The organism is Priestia sp. RMT2NF4 (assembly GCF_047872835.1).
Taxonomy (GTDB): domain Bacteria; phylum Bacillota; class Bacilli; order Bacillales; family Bacillaceae_H; genus Priestia; species Priestia zanthoxyli.
The window spans coordinates 1-17332 of the sequence record NZ_JBLQZO010000014.1 but is presented as its reverse complement, the minus strand read 5'-3'; the positions used below and the strand labels follow the sequence as shown (position 1 = coordinate 17332).

Here is a 17332-nt window from a genome sequence, read left to right as displayed (position 1 = left end):
CATCTTTTTGTATAGTTTTCAATATAATACTAGAAAATAGTCGAACGATTATAGGTATTTTGCTAGTCCGTTTGACAAAATTTCACCTTTCGCCGCGATATAATAACGAATAAGTATAATTAGCGGGTGGTGGGAGAATGCAAAAGACGGAAAGAGATTTTGCAAGTCCAACAACAGAGGCGGTATTTAACCGAACTAGATTAGAAATGTCCCGTGTATTTACAAAGGCGGGTATGAAAACGGAAAAGGTGTTATTTCAATGGGGATTATTGCTGCTAGTCGTAGGTTTCTTATTAGGACGAGCGTTAATTTTAATGAAAATCATGCCATTTGCTTTGCCATTCTTTGCAGCCGTAATGGCTATAAAGAAAGAAAAAGCACCGTTAGCAAGTTTAGCCGTATTGGCAGGGGCATTTAGTGTTTCCATTCAAAATGGAGGTACCGTATTTGCTACACTATTTGTTTTCTTACTAATTCATCGATTTAGCGGCATACTGACAATGGATCCGTTAAAGAAACTGCCGTTCACTGTATTTAGCGCGATGTTACTTACAAAACTAACTATTTTTTATGTGTTTACCAAGGAATTCACCATGTATGATTTTACATTTGTGGCAGTAGAAGCAGGGTTGAGCTTTATCTTAACAATGATTTTCCTACAAAGCGTGCCTTTAATTTCATATCGAAAGCGAAAACAATCATTAAAAACAGAAGAAGTGATTTCTCTTATTATTTTGTTGGCATCTGTTATGACAGGGACAATAGGGTGGATGATTTACGGCCTTTCGGCTGAACATATATTATCTCGTTACTTAGTATTAGTTTTTGCGTTTGTATCTGGCCCTACGATAGGAGCTACGGTCGGGGTCGTAACCGGTTTAATTTTAAGTTTCGCGAATGTTTCTAGTTTGTACGAAATGAGTTTACTCGCTTTTTCTGGCTTGCTTGGAGGACTTTTAAAAGACGGTAAAAAGCTAGGGGCAGCTCTAGGGCTGGTTGTTGGTTCATTGCTAATTGGCCTATATGCTCAGGCAGATCAAGGATTGACGACTAATTTGTATGAATCACTGACGGCCGTTGTCCTATTTTTATTAACCCCATCTTTTGTTTTGAAAAACTTAAGTAAACTAGTACCAGGGACATCTGAAAATATGCTTGAACAACAGCAGTACGTGCGTAAGATCCGAGATGTAACAGCAAATCGCGTAGAACAGTTTTCAAATGTTTTTCAAGCACTTTCCAAAAGCTTTACGCAAAATGGATTTTACGATGAAAAGCCAAGCGCTGATAAAGAAGTTGATTATTTCTTAAGCAGCGTTACCGAAAGGACGTGCCAATTTTGTTTTAAAAAAGAACAATGCTGGGCACAGCAGTTTGATACAACCTATGAATATATGAAGGAAATTATGCTTGAAGTTGATAATGGCACTCTTGAACAAAATCCAAGGCTAATTCGAGAAATGGACAAACATTGCGTGAAATCGAAAAAAGTCATCGATGTGATTGAGCATGAACTTACGTATTTTAAAGCCAATCAGCACTTAAAAGCACAAATTCAAGAAAGTAGAAGGATTGTAGCAGAACAGCTTCACGGTGTCTCTGAAGTCATGGGGAATTTTGCAAAAGAAATTAAGCGAGAGCGCGAAAATTTAAATGTACAAGAAGAACAGATTTTAGAAGCTCTTCGTAACTTTGGGATGGAAATTAATCAAATTGAAATTTATAGCTTAGAACCTGGAAATGTAGATATTGAAATGTGGGTGCCATATTGTCACGGAAGAGGAGAATGCGAGAAAATTATTGCGCCAATGCTTACGGATATTTTAGGTGAAAGTATTGTAGTAAAGAACGAAGAATGTGCTAAATACCCTCAAGGCTATTGCCACGTTTCGTTTGGCTGTACAAAAGCATACGTTGTTGATACAGGCGTAGCACATGCTGCTAAAGGCGGAGGGTTTGTATCCGGTGACAGCTATTCCATGATTGAGCTAAACGCCGGTAAGTATGCACTAGCTATTAGTGATGGCATGGGAAATGGAGAGCGTGCCCACTATGAAAGCAGCGAAACGCTTCAGCTGTTAAAACAAATTTTACAAACAGGAATAGAAGAGACAATTGCAATCAAATCGATTAACTCTATTTTATCCCTGCGTACAAACGATGAGATCTTTTCGACCTTAGATTTAGCGATGATTGATTTACAAGATGCCAATGTAAACTTCTTGAAAATTGGTTCTACGCCAAGCTTCATCAAACGCGGAGATAAGGTTATTAAAATACAGGCAAGCAATTTGCCAATGGGCATTATTGAAGAATTTGAAGTGGATGTTGTGAATGAACAAATGAAGGCGGAAGACTTGTTAATTATGATGAGTGACGGTGTATTTGAAGGACCGAAACACGTTGAGAACTACGAAATGTGGATGAAGCGAAAAATTGGCGAGCTTCAAACAAACGATCCACAAGAAATTGCAGACTTAATTATGGAAGAAGTTATTCGAACAAAATCAGGTTTAATTGAAGATGATATGACGGTAGTTGTGGCAAAACTTCAGCACAATACCCCGAAATGGTCATCGATTCCTTCTTACGCTTATCGTAAAAAAGCACAATAGTTAGATAGAAGTATATTTTATCTCCTCCTCGTCTATCATGTTAATACTGATAATGAGGAGGGGATTTTTTTATGAAAAAAGGTACATTGAAACAGATGTTGGTCATTACGGACGGTGGTTCGAATACAGGTGAAGATCCGGTAGCAATGGCTGCACTAGCTAAAGAACAAGGAATTAGTGTAAACGTTATTGGTGTGATGGAAGAGGATACAATTGATGAGCAAAGCACGAATGAAATAGAAGGCATTGCCATGTCAGGCGGTGGCGTGAGTCAAATTGTTTACGTAAAACAGCTGTCTCAAACTGTTCAAATGGTTACAAGGCAGGCAATGACGCAAACACTTCAAGGCGTTGTAAATAAAGAACTTCAGCAAATTCTAGGTTCCTCTAATTCAAGATTAGAAGAGTTATCTCCTGAGAAGCGTGGAGAAATCATGGAAGTGGTTGATGAACTTGGGGAAACGGTTGACTTAGAGATTCTTATTTTAGTTGACATGAGCGGAAGTATGAAAAATAAGCTCCCTACTGTAAAGGAGTCGCTGTTAGATTTATCGTTAAGCTTGAATGCTCGCATGGGGCACAATCAATTTTCAATCTTTTTATTTCCTGGGAAAAAGAAAGATGTAGAGAAGCTAATGGACTGGAATCCAAGATTAGAGTCGCTTTCAACGATTTTCCCAAAACTAACAGCAGGAGGTATTACGCCTACTGGACCGGCTATCAAAGAGGCTACTCATTATTTCACCAAAAAGCGCTCATTGAGAGGGTTGTTAAAAAATAATGAACAATACATTGAAGAATCAGGTATGTAACCTATCTCCGGGAACAGAAATTCAAGGGAAATGGCATCACGTCCATTATAAAATTCTTGAGAAATTAGGCGTGGGAGCAACTGGAGTTGTCTACTTAGTCCAATTAGTAAACGGAACGCTAGCGGCGTTAAAAATAAGCTTTTCCAACATGTCCGTTACAGCAGAAGTGAATGTATTAAAAAAGTTGTCTCAAGTCAAAGACAAAGTGCTAGGACCGCGTTTACTTGATGTAGATGATTGGAGCTATGGTTCTCACGCTCTTTCTTTCTATGTAATGGAGTATGTGAAAGGGCAGCCTCTCCTTTCTTTTATCTCAACAAGAGGGACAGAATGGTTGCAAGTGTTTGCAAGTCAGCTCTTAACAGACTTAGAAAACCTTCATGAAGAAGGGTGGGTATTTGGCGATTTAAAACCCGAAAACCTGGTCGTAACATCTAACCCCGTAAAAGTTAGATGGATCGACGTGGGAGGAACAACTCTGCAAGGGCGGTCAATAAAAGAATTTACCGACTTTTATGATCGAGCGCACTGGGGGCTTGGCTCCCGAAAAGCAGAACCGACCTATGATTTGTTTGCCGTATCTATGGTTTTGATTCACGCGGCTTATGGCAAGCGAATTAATAAAACAGACAAACCGGCTGAACAATTAAAACAATTTATATTAACAACAAAGCAGTTGGAACCTTTCGGAGACGTTTTGTATCAAGCGGTTACGGGAAAGTATAAGTCAGCTAAAGAAATGAAAACAGAGGTGTTATCGGTCGAAAAAAGAAGAGGGGCAAAAAGTAGAGGAACAAAGCCTCAAAACGTTCGTCAACCGTCTGCCCCTCGTGTTAAAGTAAAGAAGAAGCGTTCTCACGTGTTAGAGACGCTACTACTTTGTACGTCTGTAATGTTGATTTATATTTTGTATCTATTTATTCAAGTGCTATAAAGTTTGGAGAAATTGTGAAACTTTCCTTATAGTCATTCGTATAAAGTAAATTAATGATACATTATTGCGTGTACATTATAAGGATGAGTCATTCCTATGGAAAAGCAAGTGAACAATTTTATGACAAAACATCAGTTATTATCCGCAGGCTCTACGGTGGTTGTAGGTATTTCTGGTGGTCCTGATTCTTTAGCGCTGCTGCATTTCTTATGGAGTCTGAAAGAGCAAAAATCTCTTACGATTATTGCTGCTCATGTTGATCATATGTTCCGGGGCCAAGAGTCACAGCAAGACATGGAATATGTGCAGAACTACTGCAAACAATTGAATATTAAATGTGAGGCGAAGCAGATTGATGTTACTGCCTATCAGAAGGAAAGAAAGCTATCTTCTCAAGTAGCTGCCAGAGAATGCCGCTATGCATTTTTTACTCATGTTATGAAGAAGCACAAAGCAAACCTTCTTGCATTAGGACATCACGGAGATGATCAGATTGAAACGATGTTAATGCGAATGGTTCGAGGTAGTACGATGAATGGATACGCAGGGATGCAGCCCAAGCGGCCATATGGGCATGGATTTATTATTAGGCCTTTCCTAGCCGTAACGAAAGAAGAAATCAATCGCTACTGTAAGCTACATGGGCTTACACCTCGAATTGATCCGAGTAATGAGAAAGACTCGTACACGAGAAATCGGTTTCGTCATTACGTTTTGCCATTTTTAAAGCAAGAAAACGTCGCTGTACATGAAAAATTTCAACAATTTAGCGAGAACTTGCATGAAGATCAATCATACTTAGAGGAATTAACGACCGATGTGATGAATAAAGTAATGAGAAAGAAATTGCAAAATGAAATTCTCATTGATAGAGATTGTTTTCTAAGGATACGCAAGCCTTTACAAAGGCGTGGTATTCAACTAATATTAAACTATCTCTATAAAGAAATTCCTCCAACCCTTTCCTCAGCGCATGTTGACACGTTAGTAGGATTTTGTGAAAGTGAAAAACCGTCTGGGACGCTTGACTTTCCAAATGGTTTACGCATTATCCGATCTTACAACGACTGTCTTTTCACCTTTAATGAGGGGAACATCGAGCCATATGAATTTATTGTTCCGATTCCAGGGGTCGTTGAGCTTCCAAATGGTCACCAGCTTATTTGTGAAATACATAATAAAGTCGAAGATATAAAAGGAAACGATGTTTTTCTTTTAGATGAAGCTCACGATTTACAATCATTAAAGGTAAGGACACGAAAAAATGGCGATAAAATGCGAGTAAAGGGCATGAAGGGACATAAAAAAGTAAAGGATATTTTTATCGATGAAAAAATCCCTTTACACTTCAGAGATCATTGGCCGGTAGTGGAAGATAGCCAAGGAACTATTTTGTGGCTACCTGGTTTGAAAAAATCTGCTTATGAACTGCATACACATAAGTCCAGATATGTTATTTTATACTATAAGTAGCGAAAACTTCTAGGAGGCAAGTAAGGAATGAAGCAGGATATTCAAGAAATTTTGATTTCAGAAGAAGAAATACAACAGAAAGTAAAAGAATTGGGTAAGCTATTATCTGAGGAATACGCTGACCGTTTTCCTTTGGTAATCGGTGTACTAAAAGGCGCTATGCCTTTTATGTCTGATCTAATTAAGCGTGTTGATACATATTTAGAAATGGATTTTATGGATGTATCAAGTTATGGCAATGCGATGGTTTCTTCTGGTGAAGTAAAAATCCTAAAAGATTTAGATACATCAGTTGAAGGTCGAGACATTCTTATCTTAGAGGATATTATCGACAGCGGCTTAACACTTAGCTATCTTGTAGAGTTATTCAAGTACCGTAAAGCTAAGTCAATTAAGATTGTCACACTCTTAGACAAACCAACAGGTCGTAAAGCAGCTATTAAAGCAGATTACGTTGGATTTGAAGTACCTGATGCGTTCGTAGTAGGGTATGGATTGGATTATCAAGAAAAATATCGTAACCTGCCGTATATTGGGGTTCTTAAACCGCAAGTATACAGCAATTAAGAAGCACATATCCAAGTGCAATTTATTGGATAGGATAAATGTTCTATGTTAGTATTGAATACAGTATTTGTTTATCGTGGGAGGAGGTAAGAAATGAATCGGATCTTCCGTAATACCATCTTTTATTTACTTATATTTTTAGTCATTATTGGCGTGGTAAGCTTCTTTAGTGGCTCTAATCAAAAAGCAGAACCAATGAGATACGATACATTTGTTCAACACTTAGACAAAGGTGATGTGAAATCACTCTCTATGAAGCCTGAAAGAGGCGTGTATGTTGTGCAAGGAAAGTTAGATTCTTATAAAAAGGATCAAACGTTCCAAACTTACATCGTAGATGGTGACAAAGCACTTGATCGTATTGACGCTGCTTCAGAAAATAATCAAGTAGAAGTTGATTTTAAACCTGCTGATGAAACAAGCGGCTGGGTAACGTTCTTTACGTCAATCATTCCGTTTGTTATTATTTTCATCCTATTCTTCTTCTTACTGAACCAAGCTCAGGGCGGCGGAAGTCGTGTTATGAACTTCGGTAAGAGTAAGGCTAAGCTTTACAGTGAAGAAAAGAAAAAGGTTAAATTTAAAGACGTAGCTGGTGCAGACGAAGAAAAGCAAGAACTTGTGGAAGTTGTTGAGTTCTTAAAAGATCCTCGTAAATTCGCAGAGCTAGGTGCAAGAATTCCGAAGGGTGTCTTACTTGTGGGACCTCCTGGTACTGGTAAAACATTATTAGCAAGAGCTGTTGCTGGTGAAGCAGGCGTTCCTTTCTTCTCTATCAGTGGTTCGGACTTTGTTGAAATGTTTGTTGGGGTCGGTGCTTCTCGTGTTCGTGATTTATTCGAAAATGCGAAGAAGAATGCTCCATGTATTATCTTTATTGATGAAATCGATGCTGTAGGTCGTCAACGTGGCGCAGGTCTTGGTGGTGGACACGATGAGCGTGAACAAACATTGAACCAGTTGCTTGTTGAGATGGATGGTTTTGGTGCTAACGAAGGTATCATTATTATTGCAGCAACAAACCGCCCGGATATTTTAGATCCAGCGTTATTACGTCCAGGCCGCTTCGACCGTCAAATTACGGTAGATCGTCCAGATGTAAACGGCCGTGAAGCAGTGCTTAAAGTACATGCTCGCAATAAGCCTTTAGATGAATCAGTAAACTTAAAAGCAATTGCTATGCGTACGCCAGGTTTCTCAGGTGCAGATTTAGAAAACTTGTTAAACGAAGCTGCCTTAGTAGCTGCTAGACAGGACAAAAAGAAAATTGAAATGGTCGATATTGACGAAGCAACAGACCGCGTAATTGCAGGTCCAGCTAAGAAAAGTCGAGTTATTTCTAAAAAAGAACGCAATATTGTTGCTTATCATGAAGCAGGACATACAATTATCGGTGTCGTATTAGACGAAGCTGATATGGTACATAAAGTAACCATTGTTCCACGTGGGCAAGCTGGTGGATATGCTGTTATGTTACCAAAAGAAGATCGCTACTTTATGACGAAGCCAGAGCTGCTGGATAAAATTGTTGGATTGCTTGGTGGTCGCGTAGCTGAGGAAATTATTTTCGGCGAAGTGAGTACAGGTGCTCACAATGACTTCCAGCGTGCAACAAGCATCGCTCGTAAAATGGTAACAGAATACGGTATGAGTGAAAAGTTAGGACCAATGCAATTCGGTCAATCACAACAAGGCCAAGTATTCTTAGGTCGTGATTTACACAGTGAACAAAACTACAGTGATGCGATTGCTCATGAAATTGATAATGAAATCCAACGTTTCATTAAAGAAAGCTATGAGCGTGCGAAGCAGATCTTAACGGAAAACCGTGACAAGTTAGAGCTTGTAGCTCAAACATTGTTAGAAGTAGAAACGTTAGACGCTGAGCAGATCAACCACTTAGTAGATCATGGAACTCTTCCAGACCGTTCTAGTCACGTAACAGATGAAGATGTTAAAGTAAACATCCAAACAAAGACAGACGATGAAGAGCCAAAAGCATAAGACCAAAAAAGATCAGTGGAGACAGTCTCCACTGATCTTTTTTATTGGGTAGAAGTTAGGTTTGGCAAAAAGTTTTTCATATATATAGTGGATAAGTAGGATATCCACTAGAGAATTGTGTCATTATATTCCTATTTTATCTAGAATATACACGTCTATTTACCAGTTATGGTATGATGGTTTCAGTGTGAATACTGAATTTAAATAAAGTGGTGATTGAAATGATTTTTGTATTAGATGTTGGAAATACCAATACGGTATTAGGTGTATACGATGGAGATGAATTAAAGTACCATTGGCGTGTAGAAACAAGCCGTAATAAAACAGAAGACGAGTATGGCATGACAATCAAAGCCTTGCTTGAGCACGTTAGTTTATCTTTTAAAGATATTCATGGTATTATTATTTCCTCTGTTGTTCCTCCTATTATGTTTGCATTGGAGAGAATGTGTCAAAAGTATTTTCATTTAAAGCCGCTTGTTGTTGGTCCTGGAATTAAGACGGGTTTAAATATTAAATATGAAAATCCACGTGAAGTGGGAGCAGACCGTATTGTCAATGCTGTTGCTGGAATTCAGCTGTACGGAAGCCCTTTAATTATCGTTGATTTTGGTACCGCAACCACATATTGCTACATTGATGAAAATAAGCAATATATGGGTGGTGCAATTGCCCCTGGTATTAATATTTCGACAGAAGCTCTTTATTCAAGAGCATCTAAGCTTCCGCGTATTGAAATTGCGCGACCAAATAGCATTGTTGGGAAAAATACAGTATCTGCGATGCAAGCAGGTATTTTATATGGATACGTTGGACAAGTAGAAGGAATTGTAGCAAGAATGAAAGAGCAAGCAACAGTAAATCCTAAAGTTATTGCTACTGGAGGACTCGCAACATTGATTGCTAAAGAGTCGGATATTATTGATATTGTGGATCCATTTTTGACTTTAAAAGGATTACAAATAATCTATACAAAAAATATGGAGTAAGAGGTGTATATTATGGGCGACTATTTAGTAAAAGCACTAGCTTACAATAGTCAAGTTCGCGCTTATGCGGTAAAAACAACGGATACAGTTGGAGAAGCGCAGCGCCGTCACTATACATGGCCTACAGCCTCTGCAGCATTGGGACGTTCAATGACTGCGGGAGTTATGATGGGGGCTATGCTAAAAGGTGAGCAAAAGCTAACAATTAAAATTGAAGGCCGCGGCCCAATTGGTGTTATCTTAGTAGACAGCAATGCCAAGGGTGAAGTGCGTGGATATGTAACGAACCCGCAAACGCACTTCGATTTAAATCAGCATGGAAAATTAGATGTAGCACGTGCTGTAGGTACAGATGGTACGCTGAGTGTTGTAAAAGATATCGGGATGCGTGATCAATTTAATGGACAAGTACCTATCGTATCGGGAGAATTAGGAGAGGATTTCACGTATTATTTCGTGACATCTGAGCAAGTTCCATCTTCAGTAGGTGTAGGTGTACTTGTTAACCCTGATAACACAATCTTAGCTGCGGGTGGATTTATCATTCAGCTTATGCCAGGAACAGATGATCAAACGATTACAGCTATTGAACAACGTTTACAAACGATTGAACCCATTTCAAAACTGATTCAAAAAGGTCTTTCTCCTGAGGAAATCTTAGAAGAAGTTCTTGGAAAAGAAAACGTAAAGTTTCTAGAGACAATGCCTGTAGAGTTCAAATGTCAGTGCTCAGAAGAAAGAATTGCTAATGCCATTATCAGCTTAGGAAAAGAAGAGATTCAATCGATGATTGAGGAAGACGGCCAAGCTGAAGCACAGTGTCATTTTTGTAATGAAACCTATCGTTTTGATAAAAAGCAGCTAGAAGAAATGAAAGAACAAGCAATTTAAATGAAATAAAAGATTCTTTAAAGGCGTCGTTTTATAAATGAACGCCTTTTTTTATAAGTGTTAAGTCCTATTTATGTATATATTGATCTAAAAATATAACAAAAATAGGTAAATGGAAAGACAAAATGATTGACAATTTAGAAAACATCTGATAAATTGTATACAAAATCAATAAAATTAGTTGGTATTAGGAGTGGTCATATGGCACGTATTGCAAATTCAATTACAGAGTTAATTGGTCAAACACCAATCGTAAAACTAAACCGTCTAGTTGAAGAAGATATGGCGGATGTATATTTAAAATTAGAATTTATGAACCCAGGAAGCAGCGTAAAAGATCGTATCGCATTAGCAATGATCGAAGATGCTGAAGCAAAAGGTGTATTAAAGCCTGGAGACACCATCATTGAACCAACAAGCGGTAACACAGGAATTGGCTTAGCAATGGTAGCTGCAGCAAAAGGATACCGTGCTATTTTAACAATGCCTGAAACGATGAGTATTGAGCGTCGTAATCTGCTTCGTGCGTACGGTGCAGAGTTAGTGTTAACACCAGGTCCAGAAGGAATGAAAGGTGCGGTTAATAAAGCAACTGAGCTTGCAAAAGAGCACGGCTACTTTATTCCTCAGCAGTTCCAAAATGAAGCGAACCCAGAAGTGCACCGTCAAACAACGGCTAAAGAGATCATCGAGCAGTTTGGCGATCAGCTAGATGGATTTGTGGCAGGTATCGGTACTGGCGGTACTATTACAGGTGCTGGCGAAGTATTAAAAGAAAAGTATCCAAACATCAAAATTTATGCGGTAGAGCCAGCTGATTCTCCGATCTTAAGTGGTGGTCAACCAGGACCTCATAAAATTCAAGGAATCGGTGCAAACTTTGTTCCGGATACGCTTAACACGGAAGTATATGACGAAGTTGTCGCTGTTCAAAACGACCAAGCTTTTGAATATGCACGTAAAGTAGCAAAAACAGAAGGCGTACTAGTAGGTATCTCTTCTGGGGCTGCGATTTATGCTGCGTTAAAAGCTGCAAAACAGCTAGGAAAAGGTAAAAAAGTGTTAGCGATTATTCCAAGTAACGGTGAGCGTTACTTAAGTACTCCATTGTTCCAATTCGAGGAACAAACACAAGCATAAAAACCATAAAAGAACAGCTTCTATATGAAGCTGTTTTTTTTCATCTGAGAATCATGTAAAATGAAAGCAGGTGATTTATTTTTAGGAGAGTGAACAAATGCAGCAAAGAATGACTTGGGGCGAATCTATTTCTATCTCTAAAAACCAATGGTTCAAAAAATATCAAGAGTTGTCAAAAGAGGAACCGAATCATATCCTGCTTGAAAGCGGTCGAGGCGGAAAGTTTCAAATGATGGGATTAAAACCTGTAGCCATTTTGCGAGGCGAACAAAACGAGCTTCATATCAAAACGGATGGCCAAGCTACTGTTCAAAAAGGTAATCCGCTTCATCTTATGCGAGACTGGATGAAGAAGTTTGAAGCAGAGGTGAATCCAGATCTTCCTCCTTTTCAAGGTGGAGCAATTGGCTTTATTAGCTATGATTATATCCGCTATGTAGAAACCATACCTGATCTTGCTGAAGATTCATTGAAAACGCCGGACGTTTATTTCCTTATTTTCGATGACGTATTTGTATACGATCAAGAAAAGGAAAAGCTCTGGATTATCGTTAACGATGAAGCAGATTGTAAAGAGCAGGCACATAAGCGTATTGATCAATACAAAAAGGACTGGATGGAGGCAAGTGCTGAAGGGCTCTCATATGAGCGTATTCATCGTGTTGCCGAAAAGAGTGAGGTTTCAATGTCTGAAGCTGCTTTTTCAGATGCCACAACTCGCGTACATGAGTACATCGGTCAAGGCGATGTGTTTCAAGTGAACTTATCTGTTCGACAGTCTCAACAGCTTCAAACTCATCCTATGCATATCTACGAACAGGTACGAAAAATCAACCCGTCTCCTTATATGTCTTATATGCAGACAGAAGAATTTCACATTGTGAGCTGTTCACCAGAACTATTAGTGAAAAAAGCCGGTGACGAAATCAGTACGAGACCAATTGCGGGAACGCGCTCTCGCGGTAAGGATGATCAAGAAGACCAACAGTTAGCGGATGAGCTTATTCATAACGAAAAAGAGCGTGCAGAGCATGTGATGCTTGTTGATTTGGAGCGTAATGACCTTGGTAGAGTAAGCGACTATGGTACCGTTCATGTTGACGAGTTTATGGTTATTGAAAAGTATTCACATGTGATGCATATTGTGTCTAATGTAAAAGGCAAGCTCGCGCGCAATAAAGATTTTGTAGATATTGTAGATGCGGTTTTTCCTGGAGGAACGATTACTGGAGCGCCTAAAGTTCGTACAATGGAAATCATTGAAGAACTTGAACCTGTAAGGCGAGGAATTTATACAGGATCGATTGGTTGGATTGGGTTTAATGGAGATATGGAATTAAATATTGCGATTCGCACTATGATTATTCAAGACGGCCAAGCTTATGTGCAGGCTGGTGCGGGTGTTGTAATTGATTCAAATCCGAAACACGAATACAAAGAATCACTGAAAAAAGCAATTGCACTATGGAAAGCAAAAGAGCAGAGCGAAAATGAGCTGAGTGAGGGTGAGTAAAGATGATATTAATGATTGATAATTATGATTCTTTTACGTTTAATTTAGTACAGTATTTAGGTGAGCTAGGGCATGAGCTTCTTGTAAAAAGAAATGATGAAATTACACTTTCTGAAATTGAAGTGCTAAATCCAGATTTCTTGATGATCTCCCCGGGACCTTGTAGTCCTAACGAAGCGGGAATCAGTTTAGAAGCCATCGAGTATTTTGCAGGTAAGATTCCAATATTCGGCGTATGCTTAGGGCATCAGTCGATTGGGCAAGCTTTTGGAGGGAATGTGATTCGTGCGGATAAATTAATGCACGGTAAAACATCTGAAATGCATCATGATGGCCGTACTATCTTTAAAGGTCTTGATAATCCGTTCACGGCAACTCGATATCATTCTTTGATTGTAGAAAAAAGTTCACTGCCGGATTGCTTTGAGATTTCAGCGTGGACAGCAGAAGATGAAATTATGGCGATTCGCCATAAATCATTACCTATTGAAGGGGTACAGTTCCACCCTGAATCTATCATGACTTCTTACGGTAAAGAAATGCTGAAGAATTTTATTGAAACTTACGAAAAAAAGCGAGTGTAATGATATGTATATATACGTCAATGGTGAAGTAAAGCCTGCGTCTGAAGCCACTATTTCTCCGTTTGATCACGGATATATGTATGGTCTAGGGCTATTTGAAACGCTACGAGTTTATGATGGTCATCCATTTTTAGTGGAAGACCATCTGGATCGACTGCGTAGCAGCTTACGTGAATTAAATATTGTATGGGACTACTCCACACAGGACGTGTTGGCAATTATTAATAGTCTGTTAATGAAAAACAATGAGAGAAATGCGTATGTTCGATTAAATGTTTCAGCAGGAAATGGCGGAATTGGACTGCAAGTGGAAGAATACGACAAGCCATCTACAATTGTATACATGAAATCAATGCCTCATCCATCGAGCCCCCTTGTAAAAGAGGGGCTTATTCTTGAGACAAAGCGAAATACGCCCGAAGGAACCGTGAGGTTGAAGTCTCATCATTATTTAAACAATGTACTGGCTAAGCGAGAAGTTGGTTCAGACTTAAATAAAGAGGGTATTTTTTTAACAAAAGAAGGGTTCTTAGCCGAAGGTATTGTGTCCAATTTATTTTTTGTAAAAGATGATTGTGTATATACACCGTCTCTTGAAACAGGTATCTTAAATGGAATTACGAGACAGTTTATCTTTACGCTTTTAAAAAAGAAAAACATAGAAGTTGTAGAAGGTTTATTTACGGCGGAACAGCTTTTGGAGAGTGATGAAGCTTTCGTTACAAATTCCATTCAAGAAATCGTACCTCTTCGAAGTATAAAGGATAAGAAGTTTTCAGTCGGAGACCATACGTTAACAGCTCAGTTGCAAAAAGAGTATCGCTCTTACACGATGTCGCTAATGAGTCGACGCGAGCTACATGTATAAAAGCGAAAGGAGAGGCTAAAGATGGATAAAATTTATGTGAATGATATGCGTTTCTATGGATATCATGGTGTATTTCCAGAAGAAAATAAATTAGGGCAGCGTTTTCACGTGGATTTAACTGTAGAACTAGATTTAAAACAAGCTGGTACTACGGACAATTTAGAATACTCGGTGAGCTATGCAGATTTATACCAAACATGCCAGGAAGTTGTAGAGAAGCGCACGTTCAAGTTAGTTGAAACGGTGGCCGAAACGATTGCATCTGAATTGCTTGCTAATTACGAACTCGTGCAGGCTTGTACAGTAAAGGTATATAAGCCTGATCCGCCAATTCCCGGTTATTATCAATCGGTAGCTATTGAAATTAAAAGGAGCCGTTGAATGACAACAGAAGCATATATTGCATTAGGATCAAATATTGAAAATCGAATGGAACATTTGAAGTCGGGAGTTACTGGCTTGATGAAACATTCTGAGGTTAAGGTAGTGGCTGTTTCATCTGTTTATGAAACGGCCCCGGTCGGGTATACGAATCAAGCAAGCTTTTTAAACATGGTAGTAAAAATACAAACAACGTATTCGTCAGAGCAACTTTTAGATTGTTTGCAAGCCATTGAACAAGCGGCAGGTCGAAAAAGAGAGATTGTATGGGGACCTAGAACCCTTGATTTGGATATCTTACTTTATAGTAATGAAATCATTCATACGGATAGGCTGAACGTCCCTCATCCCCGAATGTTTGAACGGGCGTTTGTGATGGTTCCTCTGAACGAACTAGCTCCATCTCTTATTCTCCCTGTAGCAGAAGAAAAAGTTGAAACCATCACAAAACGGTTATCGGATTTAAAAGATGTAAAATTATTTCGAGAGCAAACAACTGATATACTAGATATGTTCGAAAATAATAGGAATGATTTACATAAGTAAAAATGAATCTTATTAGTTGATTCATTTTTATATTGGCGTAAAGTAGAGTTCACAGTGAAAACTTTAAGGTTTGGGTTCGCAGGTTGTTGGTTTATTCGGTAGCTTGTTAGAGAAATCGAAGAAAAAGAGAAGCGAAGCAAGAATAAAGCGATTTGACATAGAGAAACGACTGAACCTATAATAATTTTAAAGAAACGTAGTAGTTGCCAGTAAACATGCTGGCCTTTTTTCTGTTTCGGAAAACTTAATTATACGATGGAGATGAGTAAACGATGAGTCATGAAGAATTAAATGATCAATTTCTCGTTCGTCGCGAAAAAATGAGCAACCTACGAGATCAGGGTATTGATCCGTTTGGTCAACGTTTTGAACGTACACATACATCACAGCAATTAATTAGTGAGTATGACGAGTTAACAAAAGAACAGTTAGAAGAAAATGAAGTGCCTGTGTCACTAGCTGGTCGTATTATGACAAAGCGTGGAAAAGGAAAAGCAGGTTTCGCTCACGTTCAAGATTTAACAGGACAAATTCAGCTTTATGTACGTAAAGATGCAATTGGCGAAGAACAGTACGAAATCTTCAGCAGCGTAGATATCGGTGACTTGGTAGGGGTTGAAGGTGTTTTATTCAAAACAAAAGTTGGCGAACTTTCTATTAAAGTAAAAGATTTCACGTTACTAACAAAAGCGCTTCGTCCACTTCCAGATAAATATCATGGTTTAAAAGATATTGAACAGCGCTACCGTCAACGTTACTTAGATTTAATTACAAACCCAGAAAGTAAACAAACATTTATCTCAAGAAGCCGCATTATTCAATCGATGCGCCGTTACTTAGATAATCACGGATACTTAGAAGTTGAAACACCGATGATGCATTCAATCGCAGGTGGAGCAGCAGCTCGTCCGTTTGTGACACACCACAATGCTCTTGATATGGAACTTTATATGCGTATTGCGATTGAACTTCATTTAAAACGTTTAATCGTAGGTGGATTAGAAAAAGTATATGAAATTGGCCGTGTATTCCGTAATGAAGGTGTATCTACACGTCACAATCCTGAATTTACAATGATCGAATTGTACGAAGCGTATGCGGACTACAAAGATATCATGGCTTTAACAGAGAACTTAATTGCACACATTGCGCAAGAAGTACTTGGCACAACAAAGATTCAGTATGGTGATCAAGAGGTAGACCTAACGCCAGAATGGACAAGACTTCATATGGTCGATGCTATTAAACAATATACGGGCGTAGACTTCTGGGGAGAAACATCTGTTGAAGAAGCTCGTGCTTTAGCAAAAGAACACGGGGTAGAAATCACTGAACATATGCAATATGGACATATTGTAAATGAATTCTTTGAACAAAAAGTAGAAGAGCAGTTAATTCAACCGACGTTCATTTACGGACATCCTGTAGAAATCTCTCCACTTGCTAAGAAAAATGCGGAAGATCCGCGTTTTACTGACCGTTTTGAGCTGTTTATCGTGGCGCGTGAACACGCGAACGCATTTACAGAGCTAAATGATCCAATTGACCAACGTGAGCGCTTTGAAGCTCAGTTGAAAGAGAAAGAACAAGGAAACGATGAAGCACATGAGATGGATGATGACTTCATTGAGGCATTAGAATACGGTATGCCACCTACAGGTGGTCTAGGAATCGGTATTGACCGCCTTGTTATGTTACTAACAAATGCACCGTCAATCCGTGATGTACTATTATTCCCACATATGCGTCAACGCTAAAAAAAGAGATGGCTACGGCCATCTTTTTTTAGGTATTAATATTAGAAAATTTAAACTTTTAATTTACCTCTTGTTTTTATGAAAACGATTTGGTATATTTATATCTGTTGCTAACGCAGATAAGCGAAAACAACAAAAAGAAATAAAAAAAGTTGTTGACATTACGTTGATAACTTGATAAGATAGTAAAGTCGCTTAAGAGCGGCGGTTGAACTTTGAAAACTGAACAAAGCGACAAACGTCAACGTTAATTTTTAT

The 17332-nt window shown here is 38.7% G+C and carries 15 protein-coding genes; all 15 read left to right on the top strand.

Translation table 11 applies throughout. From position 1 onward, the window contains the following. Positions 1 to 137: 137 nt before the first annotated feature. The 15 genes from spoIIE to lysS all read left to right on the top strand — a co-directional run bounded on the left by spoIIE (position 138) and on the right by lysS (position 17074). Positions 138 to 2615: a stage II sporulation protein E gene (gene spoIIE, locus ACMX9J_RS26355; RefSeq protein WP_013054880.1), complete on the top strand. Its 2478-nt coding sequence runs from the start codon at positions 138 to 140 to the stop codon at positions 2613 to 2615. Positions 2616 to 2686: 71 nt separating this feature from the next. Next, on the top strand, positions 2687 to 3427 hold the full coding sequence (locus ACMX9J_RS26350; RefSeq protein WP_013054881.1) for a VWA domain-containing protein: 741 nt from the start codon (positions 2687 to 2689) through the stop codon (positions 3425 to 3427). Then, the gene (locus tag ACMX9J_RS26345) at positions 3396 to 4361 is read left to right on the top strand and encodes a protein kinase domain-containing protein (protein WP_034263697.1); all 966 of its coding nucleotides are present in this window, start codon (positions 3396 to 3398) and stop codon (positions 4359 to 4361) included. Before ACMX9J_RS26350 ends, ACMX9J_RS26345 begins: the two co-directional genes overlap by 32 nt. Before the next feature lie 96 nt (positions 4362 to 4457). After that, complete coding sequence (gene tilS, locus ACMX9J_RS26340; protein ID WP_416226402.1) at positions 4458 to 5834, top strand: tRNA lysidine(34) synthetase TilS; 1377 nt, start codon at positions 4458 to 4460, stop codon at positions 5832 to 5834. 27 nt (positions 5835 to 5861) lie between these two features. After that, a complete protein-coding gene (gene hpt, locus ACMX9J_RS26335) occupies positions 5862 to 6401 on the top strand; it encodes a hypoxanthine phosphoribosyltransferase (RefSeq protein ID WP_028412649.1) in 540 nt (179 codons plus the stop codon). A 93-nt stretch (positions 6402 to 6494) separates the two neighbouring features. Next, on the top strand, positions 6495 to 8405 hold the full coding sequence (gene ftsH / locus ACMX9J_RS26330) for an ATP-dependent zinc metalloprotease FtsH (RefSeq protein ID WP_013054885.1): 1911 nt from the start codon (positions 6495 to 6497) through the stop codon (positions 8403 to 8405). Positions 8406 to 8626: 221 nt separating this feature from the next. Next, entirely contained in the window at positions 8627 to 9394 is a 768-nt protein-coding gene (locus ACMX9J_RS26325; protein WP_013054886.1) for a type III pantothenate kinase, read from the top strand. A 12-nt stretch (positions 9395 to 9406) separates the two neighbouring features. Continuing rightward, complete coding sequence (gene hslO, locus ACMX9J_RS26320; RefSeq protein WP_028412650.1) at positions 9407 to 10285, top strand: Hsp33 family molecular chaperone HslO; 879 nt, start codon at positions 9407 to 9409, stop codon at positions 10283 to 10285. A gap of 201 nt (positions 10286 to 10486) precedes the next feature. Continuing rightward, positions 10487 to 11425, top strand: coding sequence for a cysteine synthase A (cysK, locus tag ACMX9J_RS26315; RefSeq protein WP_013054888.1), 939 nt, complete (start codon positions 10487 to 10489; stop codon positions 11423 to 11425). A gap of 97 nt (positions 11426 to 11522) precedes the next feature. Then, entirely contained in the window at positions 11523 to 12938 is a 1416-nt protein-coding gene (pabB, locus tag ACMX9J_RS26310) for an aminodeoxychorismate synthase component I (RefSeq protein WP_028412651.1), read from the top strand. A 2-nt stretch (positions 12939 to 12940) separates the two neighbouring features. Further along, entirely contained in the window at positions 12941 to 13522 is a 582-nt protein-coding gene (gene pabA / locus ACMX9J_RS26305; RefSeq protein ID WP_013054890.1) for an aminodeoxychorismate/anthranilate synthase component II, read from the top strand. A gap of 4 nt (positions 13523 to 13526) precedes the next feature. After that, on the top strand, positions 13527 to 14390 hold the full coding sequence (pabC, locus tag ACMX9J_RS26300; protein WP_033580816.1) for an aminodeoxychorismate lyase: 864 nt from the start codon (positions 13527 to 13529) through the stop codon (positions 14388 to 14390). A gap of 21 nt (positions 14391 to 14411) precedes the next feature. Then, positions 14412 to 14771, top strand: a complete 360-nt coding sequence (gene folB / locus ACMX9J_RS26295) for a dihydroneopterin aldolase (RefSeq protein WP_028412654.1) — start codon at positions 14412 to 14414, stop codon at positions 14769 to 14771. Continuing rightward, the gene (gene folK / locus ACMX9J_RS26290; RefSeq protein WP_033580815.1) at positions 14772 to 15317 is read left to right on the top strand and encodes a 2-amino-4-hydroxy-6-hydroxymethyldihydropteridine diphosphokinase; all 546 of its coding nucleotides are present in this window, start codon (positions 14772 to 14774) and stop codon (positions 15315 to 15317) included. 272 nt (positions 15318 to 15589) lie between these two features. After that, positions 15590 to 17074, top strand: coding sequence for a lysine--tRNA ligase (gene lysS / locus ACMX9J_RS26285; RefSeq protein WP_013054894.1), 1485 nt, complete (start codon positions 15590 to 15592; stop codon positions 17072 to 17074). Positions 17075 to 17332 lie beyond the last annotated feature (258 nt).